This window comes from Dokdonella sp. (assembly GCF_019634845.1).
GTDB lineage: Bacteria > Pseudomonadota > Gammaproteobacteria > Xanthomonadales > Rhodanobacteraceae > Dokdonella_A.
Window position 1 is genome coordinate 43,731 of sequence record NZ_JAHCAQ010000015.1, and the last position, 16,592, is coordinate 60,322.

Sequence of the window (16,592 nt, forward strand, 5' to 3'; positions counted from 1 at the left end):
GCCGGCCGAAGTCGCCACGGGCAGCGGGCGCTGCGCAGCAGGGACCATCGCCGCCAGCAATCCCCGATAAAAAAAGGAGCGGGCCGCAGCCCGCTCCTCGTGTCGATCCAACCTGGTGGCCGTGGCCGCCGCGATCAGCCCGCGCTGCGCTTGCGCGCCGGACGCTTGGCCGCAGCCTTGGCAGCCGGCTTGCCGCTTGCGCGCGCCAGCTCGTCGATGCGCGCCTCGAGGCGCTTGATGTCGGCATGGCCGGGAATGCCCAGGCGCTTGAGCGAACGCGACACGCGATCCTCGAACACTTTCTCGAGCTTGTCCCAGGTTTCCTGGCTGCGCTCGCGGACCTGGCCGAGCGTGCTCTCGACATTGCCGCGGGCTTCGTCGACCTTGGCCTGGGTGAACTTGCGCGTCTTGGCTTCCAGCGCGCTGCCTTCCTTCACCAGCGCCTCGAACAGCTTGCTGCCTTCGTGCTGCGCCTTCGCAAAGGCGCCCAGTCCGGCCAACCAGATCTGCTGCGCCGAATCCATCACGCCCTTGCCGATGTGGCGGCTGTCGGCGCTGCTGCTGGGCTTCTTGGCGGCAGTCTTGAGCTTGGGCTTGGCCATTGTCGCGTTCTCCGGTAGTGGCGGCACATGCCGCGATGGCCCATGTTGGCGCCCGCCACTAGAGCAGTCACCCTAGGGATGGGGCGGAGCAGGTTGCGGTGGCCACTGCCGCGCGCAGCGGTTCTGACGATGCCTCAGCCCAGGTGTTCGTCGAGCAGGCGTTCGATCTCGCGCTCGATCGTGTACTTGAGCGCGCCCATGAGGAAGCCGAGTTCGGCATGCACATGCAATTCGGCCTTGCTCACCTCGATCGAGCCGCTGATGCCGCTGCGTTCGAAGTACAGCGTGTTGCCGGCCCAGTCGTGGCTGACGCCGTATTCCGCGCCGAGCGAAGTGGCGACGCGGGTGATGGCGGCCTTGGTGGACTTGATGGTGCCGCCATGGACGCGCTTGATGTCGATGACCGCCATGTGGGCCTCGTGTCGGATCGGAGTGCGGATGATGCCTCAAGGCGCGGCTGGCCGGCAGCCGCCGCCGCGCCGGCCCGAGGCCGGGGCGGCCGGGGGGGCTGTGCTAGAGTGCGGCAACCCCTTTCGAACGGATGCGATGCGTCTCAGTTTCGGCAACGGCGCCCACCGGGACATCGTCCTGAGCGACGGCAGCCTCACCCTTGGCAGTGCGGCGGGCAACGACGTGCTGCTGGACGGCAAGGACGTGTCGCCGTGGCACGCGCGCATCATCGCCGACGCGCGTGGGCTCGTGCTGCAGGTGCTCGACCCCAACGCCAAGACCCACGTCAACGCGCGACCGGTGCGCGAAATGGCCCTGCTGCGCCGTGGCGACGTCGTGCACCTCGGCCACGAGGCCGTCGCGATCAAGGCCGACAGCGATGCGCTCGACACGCGGCTGCCGGCCGCTGGGACTGCAGTGTCCGCAGCGGTGCCACGAGTGACGCTGCGTGGCCTGTCGGGTGCCAGTGCCGGCCGTGCGATCGGCGTCGAGCAGCGCCTGCTCATCGGCAGCGATCCCGCGGCCGACGTCGTGATCGACGATGTGCGCGTGGCGCCGCGTCATGCGGTCATCGAACGCATGGGCGATGGCCTGTGGCTGCGCAGCCTGGCCCCTGGGCAGGGCGCGCTCGTCAACGGCGTGGTCGCGCTCGATGCACGCCTGCAGGCTGGTGACCAGGTGGTGTTCGCACGCCAGCATTTCCTCATCGAGGCGCCCGGGCTGGCGGCCGCGGCCGCCCCGATGCAGACGCCTGCCGCCGCCGCGCCGGCGCCAGTCGAGGACAGTACGGCACAGGCGCGCGATGGCAACTCGATCGGTTGGCTGCTGGCGGCCGCGGCGCTGATCGCGCTGGCGCTGTACGTGCTGATCAACCGCGGACTGTGATGCCGGCGCCGTGATCGGCGCGGCGCAGCGGTTCAGCCGAACGTGAACGCGAAGGCCTGCACCTGCGGATCGAGGAACTCGATCTCGAAGGTGTGCTCGCCCACCGGCGTGCTGCTGCGGATGAGCTGATACAGGCGCTGGCTCGTGACCGCGCCGCGACCGTCGGCGTCGCAGTCCACGCCGTGGTCGGGGCCTGGCGCGGCGCCGTCGAGGCGGACGATGAAGCGCACCGGTTTGTCGTCGGCGCCGGGGCCGAGCACGAGGTGGAGATCGCGCGCGTGGAAGCGGAACACGATGCGGCCACCCGCGTCGAGCAGCGTGGCCTGCTCGGCACCGACGCGCCAACGTCCGCCCAGTCCCCAGCGGTTCAAGGCCGGCCCGCTCGGCGCCGTGTAGCTGTAGCTGCGGTCGGCACGCATGCCGCCGCTCGAGGCGAAGCGCTCGGCGCGCGCGTAGCCGAGGTAGGTTTCGGGTGAGCCGATCTGGGCCAAGTCGGGTGCCAACTGGGCGCCGCTGCCGGAGACGGTCACGAAGGGTGAAGCCGGCGGCGCGTGTCCGGCTTCGCCCAGCAGGTCGCGGATCACCTGCTCGGACTGTGCATAGTTGCCCTCGCCGAAGTGGTGGTGGCGAATGCGCCCCTGCGCGTCGATGAAGTAATGGGCCGGCCAGTAGTGATTGTCGAACGCCTGCCAGATCCGGTACTTGCTGTCGACGGCGACCGGGTAGCGGATGCCGAGCGCGGTCACCGCGCGCCGCACGTTGGCCAGCTCCTGCTCGAATTCGAACTCGGGCGTGTGGACGCCGACCACGACCAGTCCCTGCGCGCGGTACTTGTCGGCCCAAGCCTGCACGTACGGCAACGCGCGCAGACAATTGATGCAGGTGTAGGTCCAGAAGTCGACCAGCACGACCTTGCCGCGCAGCGCCTGGCCGCCGAGCGGTGCCGAGTTGAGCCAGGCCACGGCGCCATCGAGCGGCGGCGCGACCCTCTCGACCGGCAGCGGCTGGCCCGGCGTCGGCGACGGCGCCTGCGCCGCGGCGGTGCTGTGCATGATGCGCGTGCCGCCCACGCCGAGCGCGGCGGCGATGCCGACCGCAAGCGCCACGGCGAGGCCGATCAGGCGGTGGCTTGCGAGGCGAGTCGGCGTCGGCATATCGATAGATCCGGAAGCTGGGCAGGGCCTGGCGGCGTGGCGCACGCAGCGGCCGCGCGCCGCAATCCGCGCCACTGCCAGACCGGGCCGCTGGCAGTCATCTTGCACGATCGGCCGGCGCCGCCGCCTGGAAGTTGCTTCTTGCGCGGATGTTGCAACGCGCCATAAAGTGACGATCCCAACCGGAGGAACTCGCGTGAGTCGTGCCTACAACTTCAGCGCCGGCCCTGCCGCGCTGCCCGAGGAGGTGCTGCGCCAGGCGCAGGCCGAGCTGCTGGAATGGGGTGGTGCGCGTGCATCGGTGATGGAGGTCAGTCATCGCGGCAAGGAGTTCATTGCCCTCGCCGAAGCCGCCGAGCAGGACCTGCGCGAGCTGCTGGCGATTCCCGCCGGCTACAAGGTTCTGTTCCTGCAGGGCGGTGCAACGCAACATTTTGCCCAGATCCCGCTCAATTTCGCCGGCGGCGGCAGCGCCGACTACGTCCTGACCGGCGACTGGAGCGAGAAGGCCGCCAAGGAAGCGCGCGCCTATACCCAGGTCCGCATCGCGGCGAGCGCGGCCGACACCAACCACGACCGTATTCCGCCGCGCGCGCAATGGCAGCTCGACGAGCGGGCGGCCTACGTGCACATCACGCCCAACGAAACGATTCGCGGCGTCGAATTCCACGACATTCCCGCGGTCGGCGCGGTACCGCTGGTCGGCGATGTGTCCTCGACGATCCTGTCGCGGCCGCTCGACGTGTCGCGCTACGCGCTGCTCTATGCGGGTGCGCAGAAGAACATCGGTCCGTCCGGCCTGGTCGTGCTCATCGTGCGCGATGACCTGCTCGAACGCTGCCCCAAGGACATTCCCAAGATCTTCAACTACGCCGAACACGCGGCGCAGGGCTCGATGCTCAACACGCCCAACACCTGGGGCTGGTATCTGGCCGGCCTCGTGTTCAAGTGGATCAAGGCGCAGGGCGGCGTAGCCGCGATGGGACAGCGCAATCGCGCCAAGGCCGAGCTGCTGTATGGCTACATCGACGCGTCGGGCTATTACCGCAACCCGGTCGAGCCCGCGGCGCGCTCGTGGATGAACGTGCCGTTCACGCTGCCCGACGCGGCGCTCGATGCGGCCTTCCTCAAGCAGGCCGAAGCGGCCGGCCTGCTTGCGCTCAAGGGCCATCGCCTCGTCGGCGGCATGCGCGCCTCGCTCTACAACGCGATGCCGTTGGCCGGCGTGCAGGCGCTGGTCGACTTCATGGCCGATTTCGCCCGCCGCCACGGTTGAGCCGCGGCGGTCGCGCTCCGATTCCCCATTCCAGGTTCCGGCATCCCCATGTTCAAGATCCAGACCCTCAACAACATTTCGCGCAACGGCCTCGATCGCCTGCCGGGCACGCTCTACGCCATCGCCAACGAGCTGGCCGAGCCCGACGCGATCCTCGTGCGGTCGGCCGACATGCACCGTGCGCCGATCCCGGCCAGCGTCAAGGCCGTGGCGCGGGCTGGCGCCGGGACCAACAACATCCCGGTGGCGGCACTGTCGGCGCGCGGGGTGCCGGTGTTCAACGCCCCCGGCGCCAACGCCAACGCGGTCAAGGAGCTCGTCGTCGCCGGCATGTTGATGGCCGCGCGCAACCTCGCGCCGGCGCTGGCGTTCGTGCACGAGCTGCCGCCGGGTGATGATCTGCATGCACGGGTCGAAGCCGAGAAGAAGCGCTTCGTCGGCAGCGAGCTGGCCGGCAAGACCCTGGGCGTGGTCGGCCTCGGTGCGATCGGGGTCAAGGTTGCCAATGCCGCCTATGCGCTCGGCATGCGCGTGGTCGGCTTCGATCCGCACATGACGATCGACGGGGCCTGGCAGTTGTCGGCGCAGGTGGCGCGGGCCGCTACGCTCAACGAGCTGTTTGCCGCCAGCGACTACCTGACCTTCCACCTGCCGCTCAACGACAAGACGCGCGGCATGTTCGGCATGCAGGCGCTGGAACTGGCGCGGCGTGGCGTGGTGGTGCTCAATTTCGCCCGCGAGGGCATCGTCGATGCGCAGGCGCTGCGCCAGGGTCTGGCCGACAACCGCATCGGCCACTACGTCAGCGACTTTCCCGAAAGTGACCTGCTGGCCGATCCGCGTGTCATCGCGTTGCCGCACCTGGGCGCCTCGACCGGCGAGGCCGAGGAGAACTGTGCCGTGATGGTGGTCGACCAGCTGCGCGATTTTCTCGAGCACGGCAACGTGCGCCACTCGGTCAATTTCCCCGAGGCGCGCATGGCGCGCGCGAGCAATGGCCGCATCTGCATCGCCAACAGCAACCGGCCGAACATGATCGGTCAGTTGTCGCACGTGCTTGGCGAGGCCGGCGTCAACATCGCGCAGATGCTCAATGCCTCGCGTGGCGACCTTGCCTATACGCTGATCGACGTCGATTCGAAGATTCCCGCCACGCTGGTGAGCGCGATCGCCGGCATCGATGGCATCCTGTCGGTCCGCGTGATCGAGGACTAGGACGATGAGTCAGGACAAGCCCGACAAACCCGACCTGGTGGCGGTGCGTGCGCGCATCGACGGCATCGATCGGCAGATCCAGTCGTTGATCGCCGAGCGCGCGCAGTTCGCGCACCAGGTCGGCAAGGCCAAGGGCAAGCTCGCTGCGGCGGTCGACTACTACCGGCCCGAACGCGAGGCGCAGGTGCTGCGCATGGTGGTGGATCGCAACGATGGTCCGCTCAGCGACGAGGTGCTCGTGCACCTGTTCCGCGAGATCATGTCGGCCTGCCTGGCGCAGCAGGAGCCGCTCAAGATCGGCTACCTTGGTCCCGAGGGTACGTTCAGCCAGCAGGCCGTGCACAAGCATTTCGGGCGCTCGGCGCTGGGTCTGCCGATGTCGAGCATCGAGGAGGTGTTCAACGAGGTCGAGGCCGGCAATGCCGACTTCGGCGTGGTGCCGGTCGAGAACTCGGGGCAGGGCACGATCCAGGTCACGCTCGACATGTTCCTGACCTCCAACCTCAAGATCTGCGGCGAGGTGGAGCTGCGCGTGCATCAGTACCTGCTGTCGCGCTCGGGCCATGTCGAGGACATCGAGCGCATCTACGCCCACCCGCAGTCGTTCGCGCAGACCGCCGGCTGGCTGCGCTCGAACCTGCCCAAGGTCGAGAAGATCCCGGTGGCGAGCAATGCCGAAGGCGCGCGGCGCGCACGCAACGCCGACGACGCGGCCTCGATCGGCAGCGAGTCGGCCGCCCACGTGTATGGCCTCAAGAAGGTCATCATGAAGCCGATCGAGGATCACGCCGACAACACCACGCGCTTTCTCGTCATCGGTCGCCAGATCTTCCCCTCGTCGGGCCACGACCGCACCTCGGTGCTCGTGTTCATCAAGGACCAGCCCGGTGCGCTGTTCAACGTGCTCAGTCCGTTCGCGCGCCACGGCATCAGCATGAACCGCATCGAGTCGCGGCCCTCGCACCAGGCCAAGTGGGAGTATGGGTTCTTCATCGATCTCGCCGGCCACGTCGAGGACGAGGCCATGAAGGGCGCGCTCGAGGAACTGGCAGAACATTCTGCGCAGATCAAGATCCTGGGTTCCTACCCGGTCGCGGTACCGTGACCGACGCGTTCGACGCCGCGCGTCTGGCCACGCCCGCCTGCGCGGCGCTGCGGGCCTACGATCCGGGCCACGACCTGCCGGCACTGCGCGCACGCTTGGGCACCGCCATCGCCGAGCTGGGCTCGAACGAGAATGTACTCGGGCCCAGCCCGCGCGCACTGGCCGCAATGCGTGCCGCGCTCGACGACGTGTATCGCTATCCCGACCCGCGCGGCGCCGCGCTCAAGGCGGCGCTGGCCGACCGGCTCGGGGTGACGGCGCAGCAGATCGCGCTCGGCAATGGTTCGCACGAGCTGCTGATGATGCTGGCGCAGTGCTTTGCCGATGCCGCGCACTCGGTGGTGTATTCCCGCTACGGCTTCGCCGTGTACCCGATTGCGGCCGCGGCGGCCGGTGCCGCTGGCATCGCTGTGCCCGCGCTGCCGCGTACCGATGCGCGCGCGCCGCTGGGCCATGACCTCGCGGCGATGGCCGCGGCCGTGCGCGCCGACACGCGCCTGATCTACCTGGCCAACCCGAACAATCCGACCGGTACCTGGTTCGACGATGCGGCGCTGGCCGCCTTGCTGGCCCGCGTGCCGCGTGAGGTTCTCGTGGTGGTCGACGAGGCCTATCACGAATACGTCGACCTGCCGGACCTGGCCGGTGCGCTGCCGTTCACGGCGCAGTACCCCAATCTCGTCGTGGCGCGCACGTTTTCCAAGGCCCACGGACTGGCCGGCGCGCGCGTGGGCTATGTCGTCGCCGACGCCAGCGTGGTGGCGGTGCTCGAGCGCATGCGTGAGTCGTTCAACGTCAACTCGCTGGCGCTCGCCGCTGCCACGGCGGCGGTCGCCGACGAGGCGCATCTGGCTGCGGTGCGGCGCTACAACAGCGCCGCGCGCAGCTGGCTGGTCGACGAACTCGCCCGGCGCGGCTATCGCTGCCTACCGTCGCAGACCAACTTCGTGCTGCTCGATCTGGGGCGCGATGCGGCGCCGCTCGAGCGGCACCTGCTCGGCGAGGGTGTGATCGTGCGGCCGATGGGCGGCTATGGGTTGGGGCAAACCTTGCGCATCAGCATCGGCCGCCGCGACGAGAACGAGCGCCTGCTCGCCGCATTGGATGCCCTGCCGTGAGCAACGTCGCGCTCGCCGCGCCCATTGCATGGAGCAGCGCGCCGGTGGCGGCACCGCTCGCGGGTGAGCTCGATGTGCCTGGCGACAAGTCGATTTCGCACCGGGCGATCATGCTGGCGGCGCTCGCCGAGGGGCGCTCGCAGATCGACGGTTTCCTCGAAGGTGAAGACACCCGCGCGACCGCAGCGATCTTCAGCCGCATGGGCGTACGCATCGATACCCCGTCGGCCACGCAGCGCATCGTGCATGGCGTGGGCCTGCATGGCCTGCAGCCTGCGGGCACGCTGCTCGACTGCGGCAACGCCGGCACCGGCATGCGCCTGCTGGCCGGCCTGCTGGCCGGTCAGGCCTTCGACAGCACGCTGAGCGGCGATGCTTCGCTGCGGCGGCGCCCGATGCAGCGCGTGATCGAGCCGCTGGCGCAGATGGGCGCGCGCATCGACGCCGCCGAGGGCGGGTGCCCGCCGCTGCACATCCATGGCGGCTCGGTCCTGCATGGCATCGACTACGCATTGCCGGTGGCCAGCGCCCAGGTCAAGTCGGCGCTGCTGCTGGCGGGCCTGTATGCGCAGGGTGAGACCTGTGTGCGCGAGCCGCACCCGACACGCGACTACAGCGAGCGCATGCTCGCCGCGTTCGGCTGGCCGATCGAGTTCGCGCCGGGTTGTGCGCGGTTGCGTGGCGGGCATCGCCTGCGCGCCACCGCGGTCGTGGTGCCGGCCGATTTTTCCTCGGCCGCATTCTTCATCGTCGCGGCGACGCTGGTGCCGGGTTCGCGCCTGTTGCTGCGGGCGGTCGGACTCAATCCGCGCCGCACCGGCCTGTTGGCGGTCCTGCGGCTGATGGGCGCCGATGTGCGCGAGCATGCGCCGCGCGTGCAGGGCGGCGAGCCGGTGGCCGATCTCGAAGTGCGGCATGCGCCGCTGCACGGCATCGAGGTGCCGGTCGACCTGGTGCCCGACATGATCGACGAGTTCCCGATCCTGTTCGTTGCCGCCGCCGCCGCGCGTGGCACCACGCACATTCGCGGTGCAGCCGAGCTGCGCGTCAAGGAATCCGATCGCATCGCGCTGATGGCACAGGGGCTGGCGCGGCTCGGCGTGCGCGTCGACGAGGCGCCCGACGGCGCGACGATCGAGGGCGGCCCGATCGGCGGCGGGCAGGTGGACAGTGGCACCGACCACCGCATCGCGATGAGTTTTGCCGTGGCTGGCCTCGTGGCGCGTGCCCCGCTGCGGATCGAGGACTGCGCCAACGTGGCGACCTCGTTCCCGGGCTTTCTGGAACTGGCCAATGGCGGCGGATTCGCGCTGCAGCAGCACGACGCCTGAAGCGCCTGCCGCGGCGCCGGCATGGCGGCTAGAATTGCCGTCTTTCCCGCGCCGCGTCCGCCATGTCCGCCAGCAGCAGTCAGCCATCCGTTCCCGTGCTCACGATCGATGGTCCGTCCGGTTCGGGCAAGGGCACGATCAGCGCCGCCGTTGCCACCACGCTGGGCTGGCATCTGCTTGATTCGGGCGCGATCTACCGCGCGGTGGGCTATGCGGCCAGCATGGCCGGCGTCGACCTGTCCGACGCGGCCGCGGTCACGCGCTGCGCGCAGGCGGCGAGGATCGTGTTCCGCGCCGCACGCGATGGCGGCCAGACCCGCGTCATCGTCAACGGCTTCGACGCCACCGACGAGATCCGTACCGAAACCTGCGGCGCGGCGGCCTCGGCGATCGCGGCGATCCCGGCCGTGCGCAACGCATTGTTCGAGCGCCAGCGCGCGTTTCGCAAGGCGCCGGGCCTGGTCGCCGACGGCCGCGACATGGGCACCGTGGTGTTCAGCGATGCGCCGTGCAAGGTGTTCCTGACCGCCAGCGCCGAGGAGCGCGCGAAAAGGCGGTATAAACAGTTGAAGGAAAAGGGTTTGTCTGTTACTCTCGCTACCCTTTTGCGGGAGATCGAGGCACGCGACGAGCGTGACGCGACCCGCAAGGTGGCGCCGCTCAAGCCAGCTCGCGACGCAGTCGTCATCGACACCACGGCTTTGTCCATCGCGGAAGTGGTGGCGCGCGTGCTGGCGATTGCACGCGCGGCCATGCCTGCGCTCGACGGTTGATTGAGCTGCGGCCCAGCCGGGTCGCGACCCGTAGTATCGCCCGCAAGGGCACGCCGGCATGGCGCCGGCAACGCGTCGGTGCGGCGTTTCCCGCATCGTTGATGGGTGGGCGTCGGCAAGCCGCCGAGCGCCTGTTTCATTCACTGGAATCCAACATGACTGAGAGTTTTGCCGAACTGTTCGAACAGAGCCAATCCGCGCTCTCCAAGCTGCGCTCCGGCGCCATCGTCACCGGCACCATCGTCGAGATCCGTTCCGACGTGGTGGTGGTCAACGCGGGCCTGAAGTCCGAAGGCATCATCCCGATCGAACAGTTCAGGAACGACAAGGGTGAGCTCGAAATCCACGTAGGCGATGACGTCAAGGTTGCGCTCGACGCGATCGAGAACGGCTTCGGCGAGACGATGCTGTCGCGCGAGAAGGCCAAGCGCTCGCTGGTGTGGGACGAACTCGAGGAAGCACAGACCGCCAATGCCGCCATCACCGGCCGCATCTCGGGCAAGGTCAAGGGCGGCTTCACGGTCGACATCAAGGATGTCCGCGCATTCCTGCCGGGCTCGCTGGTCGACGTGCGCCCGGTGCGCGACCCGAGCTACCTGGAAGGCAAGGAACTGGAATTCAAGATCATCAAGCTCGATCGCAAGCGCAACAACGTGGTGGTTTCGCGTCGCGCGGTGGTCGAGAGCGAACACTCCGAGGAGCGCGAGCAGCTGCTCGAGAAGCTGGTCGAGGGTGCGGTGATCAAGGGCGTGGTCAAGAACCTCACCGATTACGGCGCGTTCGTCGACCTCGGTGGCATCGACGGCCTGCTGCACATCACCGACATGGCGTGGAAGCGCGTGCGCCACCCGTCCGAGGTGGTCAATGTCGGCGACGAGCTGGACGTGCGCGTGCTCAAGTTCGATCGCGAGCGCAACCGCGTCTCGCTCGGCCTCAAGCAGCTCGGCGAGGATCCGTGGGTCGCCATCGCGCGCCGCTACTCGGCCAATACGCGCCTGTTCGGCAAGGTCTCCAACGTCACCGACTACGGCTGCTTCGTCGAGCTGGAGCCCGGCGTCGAAGGCCTGGTCCACGTCTCGGAAATGGACTGGACCAACAAGAACGTCAATCCGGCCAAGGTGGTCCAGGTCGGTGACGAGGTCGAGGTCATGGTGCTCGACGTCGACGAAGAGCGCCGTCGCATCTCGCTGGGCATGAAGCAGACCCGCGCCAATCCGTGGGAAGCCTTCGCGGCGATCCACAAGAAGGGCGACAAGGTCGCCGGCACGATCAAGTCGATCACCGACTTCGGCGTGTTCGTCGGTCTCGACGGTGGCATCGACGGCCTCGTGCACCTGTCCGACATCTCGTGGCAGGCAACCGGTGAAGACCTCGTGCGCAACTTCAAGAAGGGCGACGAGATCGAAGCGGTGGTGTTGGCAGTCGATCCCGAGCGCGAGCGCATTTCGCTGGGTCTCAAGCAGCTCGAGCAGGATCCGTTCGGCCAGTACATGGCGGCGCATCCGCGCGGCAGCATCGTCAACGGCACCGTGCGCGAAGTCGATGCGCGTGGCGCGACGATCGACCTCGGCGACGGCGTGGAGGGTTACCTGCGCGCCAACGACATCGCCAAGGAGCGCGTCGAGGATGCCACCCAGCACCTCAAGGTCGGCGATGCGGTGGAAGCCAAGTTCGTCGGCATGGACCGCAAGGGCCGCAGCCTGCAACTGTCGATCCGGGCCAAGGACGAGGACGAACTGCAGAGCACGCTGGAGGAGTACCAGAGCGCCACGGGCGGCACCACCAAGCTCGGTGCGCTGCTCAAGGAGCAGCTCAACCGCTGATGCGGAACCACGTGGCGCGCCGGCTGGCGCGCCACGTCTTTTCGCGTGCGCCAGCGGGCGTGCGCACATTCCCGGGAACCTGCGGAACGGCCTCGATGGCGATGACCAAATCCGAATTGATCGAAGCGCTGGCGCGGCGCCAGAAGCATCTTGCCCCGAACGACGTGGAACTCGCGGTCAAGAGCGTGCTGGAGCAAATGAGCCAATCGTTGTCGGTCGGCGAACGCATCGAGATCCGCGGGTTCGGCAGTTTTTCGCTGCACTATCGGCCGCCGCGCATGGGCCGCAATCCCAAGACCGGCGATTCGGTCGCGCTGCCGGGCAAGCACGTGCCGCATTTCAAGCCCGGCAAGGAATTGCGTACGCGCGTCAACGGCGAGCCGCCAACCGACTGATGCCACCCGATCGGCCCGGCAGGCAGGCGCCGCCGCGTGCCGCAAGTCGCTGGCTGCGGCTATCATCGGCCATGGTCCCTGTTTGCCAACCCCCATGCGCCTGATCGCGCTGCTCGTGTTGCTGCTCGTCATCGGTGCGGGAGCCGTGTTCGGCGCCCTCAATTCGAGCCCCGTGACCATCGATTTCGGCTTTGCCCACTGGCAGGGCGCGCTCGGCGTGGCCTTGCTGGTCGCGCTGGCGTTGGGCTGGCTGCTCGGCGGCGCGCTGGCCTGGTGCGGCCAACGGTTCGGCCGCGAGCGGGCCAGGCCCGCGATCGAGGCGGCGGAGCGGCAGCCATGAACGGCGTGTTGCCGTTACTGTTCCTGTTGCTGCCGGTGGCGGCGTTCTCGGGCTGGGTGCTCGGGCGGCGGCGCAGCGAACGCACCTCGGGCGCGCGCGTCAACGAGCTGTCCACGAGCTATTTCCGCGGCCTCAACTACCTGCTCAACGAACAGCAGGACAAGGCGATCGAGGTGTTCCTCAAGCTCGCCGAGATCAACCGCGACACGGTCGAGACACACCTTGCGCTGGGCAACCTGTTCCGTCGCCGCGGCGAGGTCGATCGTGCGATCCGCGTGCACCAGAACCTCATCGCGCGGCAGAACCTCAGCGATGAGGAAAAGACCGTCGCCTTGCTCGAGCTCGGTGAGGACTACATGCGCGCGGGCCTGCTCGACCGCGCCGAAACGCTGTTCTCGGACCTCGTGGCGATGGACGCGCTGGCACCGTCGGCACTGCAGCACCTGATCGGGATCTACCAGCACGAGCGCGACTGGCACAAGGCGATCGAGCACGCGCGGCGACTGGAGCAGGCCGCTGGCGAGCCGCAGGCGACCACGATCGCCCAGTTCCACTGCGAACTGGCCGAGCAGGCGCGCGGGCAGGGGGACCGCGAGGGCGCGCGCGCGCATGTGGCCGACGCCTTTGCGGTACAGGGCGACTGCGTGCGGGCGTGCATGATCCTCGGTCATCTCAACAGCGCCGACAACGAGCTCGATGCCGCCATCGAGGCCTTCGAGCGCGTTGCCGAACTCGATCCCGATTACCTGCCGGAAATCCTCTCGCCGCTGCTGGACTGCTACGCGCGCGCCCAGCACATGCAGCGCGCCGAGGAGTTCCTGCTGCGCATGACCGAGCGCCATCGCGGCGTGACGCCGGTGTTGGCACTGGCGCGCCTGTACGCGAGTACGCGCGGCGAAGCCAAGGCGGTCGAGTTCCTGACCCTGAGCCTGCGCCAGCGGCCGTCGCTGCGCGCCCTGATGGCGCTGGTCGACATGAACCTGCGCACGGTGCAGGGCGAGGTGCGCGAGAACTTCCTCACGCTGCGCGACCTGACCGCGCAACTGGTCGAAGGCAAGGCGCTGTACCGCTGCAACCGCTGCGGCTTCGGCGCCAAGGCGCACCACTGGCAGTGTCCGAGCTGCAAGACCTGGGGCTCGGTACGGCCGGTGCACGGGGCGGCCAGTGAGTGAAGCCGCGGGTCCGCACGCCGCGGCGATCGCGGCGCTGCTGCTCGGCACGGCACTGGCGTCGGCGTTGTTGACTGCGCTGGCGACCGCCTATGCGCGGCGCCGTCGCCTGCTCGACCTGCCGGGACGGCGCCGTTCGCACGCGCAGGCCACGCCGCGCGGTGGCGGCATCGGCATCGTCCTAGTGGTGGTGCTGGCGGCGGCGCTGTGGTGGCCGCTGCGGAGCGAGGCCTGGGCCTTGGTGGCGGCGCTCGTGCTGGTCGCCGGGGTCGGCTGGATCGACGACCACGGGGGCCTTGCGGCGCGCTGGCGCCTGCTCGCGCACGGCGTGGCGGCGGCACTGTGGCTGGCGCCGCTCGTCGCCGGCTTCTGGCGCGGCGCCTGCCAGTTTCCGCTCGGCATGGACTGCGATGGGCTGCATCTGGTGATCGCGGCGCTGGCGCTGCTGGTTGGCGTGGGGCTGGTGTGGTCGATCAACCTGCACAACTTCATGGACGGCATCAATGGCCTGGCTGCCTGTCAGGCGGCGTTCGTGTTCGCGGTCGCCGCGCTTGCGTTCGCGCATGCCGGCAGCATGCCGCGTGCCGTGGGCAGCGCCACCTTGCTCGCCGCAACCGTGGGCTTCATTCCGTTCAACTTTCCGCGCGCGAGCGTGTTCCTCGGTGACGTCGGCAGTGGCGCACTGGGCCTCATGATCGGCATCGTGGTCCTGCTGCTGAGTCTCGCGCCGGGCATCGCGGCCGCCAGCGGCCTGCTGGCGTGTTCAGGCTTCGTCGTCGACGCCAGCTGTACGCTCGCCAGCCGCATGCTGCGCGGGCGCCGTTGGTATAGTGCGCATCGCGAGCATCTCTATCAGTGGCTGGTGCGCACGGGTCTGTCCCATGCGCGCGTGGCTGCGCTGTACATGGCCTGGAATGTCGTGATCGTGGTACCCGCCTTGCTGTGGATCAATCGTCCGCGCGCCCATGCCGGTGGCAGCGGCGTCATGCTGGGCGTCTATGCGCTCGGCGTCGGCCTGTGGCTGGTCGGCAAGCGCTGGTGCCTGCGCCGCGTGGCCAGCGGAGGCGCCGATGCGACCGCGTAAGGCGATCGCGCGCATCCACCCGCGACTGGCGGTGGTGGTGCACGACCTGTTCATGGTCTGGTTGGCCTGGACCGCGGTCAACACGGTGCGTTGGTCGCTCGAAGCCGACGCGATGCCGGTGTCGCTGCTGGGCGTGCAGAATTGGCTCGTGCTCGGCGCGCAGGGGCTGGTGTTCTGGTGGACCGGGCTCTATCGCGGCCTGTGGCGTTTCGCCAGCATGCCCGACATGTGGAACATCCTGCGCGCCTGCATCGTCGGCGCGGTGGCGGTGGCGGTCACGCTGTTCCTCTACAACCGCCTGGAGCAGGTGCCGCGCACGGTGCTGGCGATCTATCCGTTCGTGCTCGCGCTGCTGCTCGGGGTGCCGCGATTGGCGTATCGATACTGGAAGGACAGTCGTCTCGACCTGGGCGGTGGTGCCAGCGAACGCGTGCTCGTGCTCGGTGCCGGCAAGGCCGGCGAAGCACTCGTGCGCGACCTGCGCCGTGAGCGGCGCTACATTCCGGTCGGCTTCCTCGATGACGACCGCAGCCTGCGCGGTGCGCGCGTGCACGGCGTGCCCGTGCTCGGCTCGCTCGAGCAACTGCCGCATGTCGCACGCGAGACCGCGGCGCAGATGGTCGTGATCGCGATTCCGTCAGCCAACAAGGCGCAGATGCGCCGCGCGGTCGACGTGTGCGAGGAGAGCGGCTTGCCGTTCCGCACGGTGCCGCGGCTGGAAGAGGTGGTGGCAGGGCGCTCGGCCTTCAACGAGCTCAAGGAAGTGGCGATCGACGACCTGCTCGGCCGCGAGCCGGTGCAGCTGGACTGGACCGCGATCCGCACCCGCCTGTCGGGGCGGCGCGTACTCGTCACCGGCGGCGGCGGTTCGATCGGCTCCGAGCTGTGCCGCCAGGTGGCGCGACTGGGGGTCGAGTCGCTGACCGTGCTCGAACAATCCGAATACAACCTCTACACGATCGAACAGCAGTTGCGGCGCGACTACCCGGACCTGTTGCTGCGCGCGGTGCTCGGCGACTGTGGCGACGCGGCGACCTGCGAACACGTGTTCGCCAGCGCCCGTCCGCAGATCGTGTTCCATGCCGCCGCCTACAAGCAGGTGCCGCTGCTGCAGGGGCAGCTGCGCGAGGCGTTCCGCAACAACGTGCTCGGCACGCGGATGCTGGCGCAGACGGCCGATCGCTGCGGCGTCGAGGCGTTCGTGCTGATCTCGACCGACAAGGCCGTCAATCCAACCAGCATCATGGGTGCCTGCAAGCGCGTGGCGGAGCTGTACTGCCAGAACCTCGCGCGCCAGTCGCAGACCCGCTTCATGACCGTGCGCTTCGGCAACGTGCTCGATTCGGCCGGCTCGGTGGTACCGCTGTTCCGCGAGCAGATCCGCACCGGCGGGCCGGTGACGGTCACCCACCCCGAGATCACGCGCTATTTCATGACCATTCCCGAAGCCTGCCAGCTCATCCTGCAGGCTTCGGTGCTCGGTCAGGGCGGCGAGATTTTCGCGCTCGACATGGGCGAGCCAGTGCGCATCCGCGATCTCGCCGAGCAGATGATCCGCCTCGCCGGCCGCCAGGTCGATCGCGACATCGCCATCGTCTACACCGGCCTGCGCCCCGGCGAGAAGCTGTTCGAGGAACTGTTCCACCCGCAGGAACAGTACGTCAACACGGCGCACGCCAAGATCTACCTCGCCCAGCCGCGCAGCATGGCCTGGCCGCTGCTGCTGGCCCAGCTCGCGCAGGCCGACATCGCCGTGCGCGAGTTCGACGAGGTGTCCCTGCGCCGCATCGTCGAGCAGCTGCTGCCCGAATTCGCGGGCGCCCAGACCAGTACCGACAACGTCGTCAACCTGCGACCCGCCTGAGTATCCGT

Annotated in this window: 14 protein-coding genes and 2 pseudogenes; 13 read left to right on the plus strand and 3 right to left on the minus strand. The window is 68.7% G+C overall.

Annotated elements, in window-relative coordinates; all coding sequences use genetic code 11:
• Positions 1 to 134: 134 nt before the first annotated feature.
• Positions 135 to 602: a phasin family protein gene (locus KF903_RS11355; RefSeq protein WP_291214765.1), complete on the minus strand. Its 468-nt coding sequence runs from the start codon at positions 600 to 602 to the stop codon at positions 135 to 137.
• Between the two features lie 134 nt (positions 603 to 736).
• Positions 737 to 1,012, minus strand: a complete 276-nt coding sequence (locus KF903_RS11360; RefSeq protein WP_291214768.1) for a polyhydroxyalkanoic acid system family protein — start codon at positions 1,010 to 1,012, stop codon at positions 737 to 739.
• A gap of 136 nt (positions 1,013 to 1,148) precedes the next feature.
• On the opposite strand from KF903_RS11360, the gene KF903_RS11365 reads away from it, so the two are divergent.
• Positions 1,149 to 1,937 carry an FHA domain-containing protein gene (locus tag KF903_RS11365; protein WP_291214771.1) on the plus strand — a complete coding sequence of 263 codons (789 nt, stop codon included), beginning with the start codon at positions 1,149 to 1,151 and terminating at the stop codon, positions 1,935 to 1,937.
• Positions 1,938 to 1,969: 32 nt separating this feature from the next.
• Here KF903_RS11365 and KF903_RS11370 read toward each other — a convergent pair.
• Positions 1,970 to 2,941 (minus strand): annotated as a pseudogene (locus tag KF903_RS11370) (thioredoxin family protein); the annotation flags it as partial.
• Between the two features lie 346 nt (positions 2,942 to 3,287).
• Here KF903_RS11370 and serC point away from each other — a divergent pair.
• The 12 genes and pseudogenes from serC to KF903_RS11430 all read left to right on the plus strand — a co-directional run bounded on the left by serC (position 3,288) and on the right by KF903_RS11430 (position 16,584).
• A complete protein-coding gene (gene serC / locus KF903_RS11375) occupies positions 3,288 to 4,367 on the plus strand; it encodes a 3-phosphoserine/phosphohydroxythreonine transaminase (RefSeq protein ID WP_291214773.1) in 1,080 nt (359 codons plus the stop codon).
• 48 nt (positions 4,368 to 4,415) lie between these two features.
• On the plus strand, positions 4,416 to 5,582 hold the full coding sequence (locus tag KF903_RS11380; protein ID WP_291214776.1) for a phosphoglycerate dehydrogenase: 1,167 nt from the start codon (positions 4,416 to 4,418) through the stop codon (positions 5,580 to 5,582).
• Positions 5,583 to 5,625: 43 nt separating this feature from the next.
• A pseudogene (gene pheA, locus KF903_RS11385) lies at positions 5,626 to 6,687 on the plus strand (prephenate dehydratase); the annotation flags it as partial.
• The gene (hisC, locus tag KF903_RS11390; protein ID WP_291214779.1) at positions 6,684 to 7,805 is read left to right on the plus strand and encodes a histidinol-phosphate transaminase; all 1,122 of its coding nucleotides are present in this window, start codon (positions 6,684 to 6,686) and stop codon (positions 7,803 to 7,805) included. The pseudogene pheA and the gene hisC, both read left to right, overlap by 4 nt.
• Before the next feature lie 23 nt (positions 7,806 to 7,828).
• The gene (aroA, locus tag KF903_RS11395; protein WP_291214896.1) at positions 7,829 to 9,136 is read left to right on the plus strand and encodes a 3-phosphoshikimate 1-carboxyvinyltransferase; all 1,308 of its coding nucleotides are present in this window, start codon (positions 7,829 to 7,831) and stop codon (positions 9,134 to 9,136) included.
• Positions 9,137 to 9,198: 62 nt separating this feature from the next.
• Entirely contained in the window at positions 9,199 to 9,909 is a 711-nt protein-coding gene (cmk, locus tag KF903_RS11400; RefSeq protein WP_291214782.1) for a (d)CMP kinase, read from the plus strand.
• Positions 9,910 to 10,064: 155 nt separating this feature from the next.
• Positions 10,065 to 11,732, plus strand: a complete 1,668-nt coding sequence (rpsA, locus tag KF903_RS11405; RefSeq protein ID WP_291214785.1) for a 30S ribosomal protein S1 — start codon at positions 10,065 to 10,067, stop codon at positions 11,730 to 11,732.
• 101 nt (positions 11,733 to 11,833) lie between these two features.
• Positions 11,834 to 12,127 (plus strand): integration host factor subunit beta, encoded by a 294-nt coding sequence (locus tag KF903_RS11410; protein ID WP_291214899.1) that lies wholly within the window; start codon positions 11,834 to 11,836, stop codon positions 12,125 to 12,127.
• Between the two features lie 94 nt (positions 12,128 to 12,221).
• Positions 12,222 to 12,467, plus strand: a complete 246-nt coding sequence (locus KF903_RS11415; RefSeq protein ID WP_291214787.1) for a LapA family protein — start codon at positions 12,222 to 12,224, stop codon at positions 12,465 to 12,467.
• A complete protein-coding gene (gene lapB, locus KF903_RS11420) occupies positions 12,464 to 13,639 on the plus strand; it encodes a lipopolysaccharide assembly protein LapB (protein ID WP_291214790.1) in 1,176 nt (391 codons plus the stop codon). The genes KF903_RS11415 and lapB overlap by 4 nt, the downstream gene beginning before the upstream one ends.
• The gene (locus KF903_RS11425) at positions 13,632 to 14,720 is read left to right on the plus strand and encodes a glycosyl transferase family 4 (RefSeq protein WP_291214793.1); all 1,089 of its coding nucleotides are present in this window, start codon (positions 13,632 to 13,634) and stop codon (positions 14,718 to 14,720) included. The genes lapB and KF903_RS11425 overlap by 8 nt, the downstream gene beginning before the upstream one ends.
• A complete protein-coding gene (locus KF903_RS11430) occupies positions 14,707 to 16,584 on the plus strand; it encodes a nucleoside-diphosphate sugar epimerase/dehydratase (protein WP_291214796.1) in 1,878 nt (625 codons plus the stop codon). Before KF903_RS11425 ends, KF903_RS11430 begins: the two co-directional genes overlap by 14 nt.
• Positions 16,585 to 16,592: the final 8 nt, after the last annotated feature.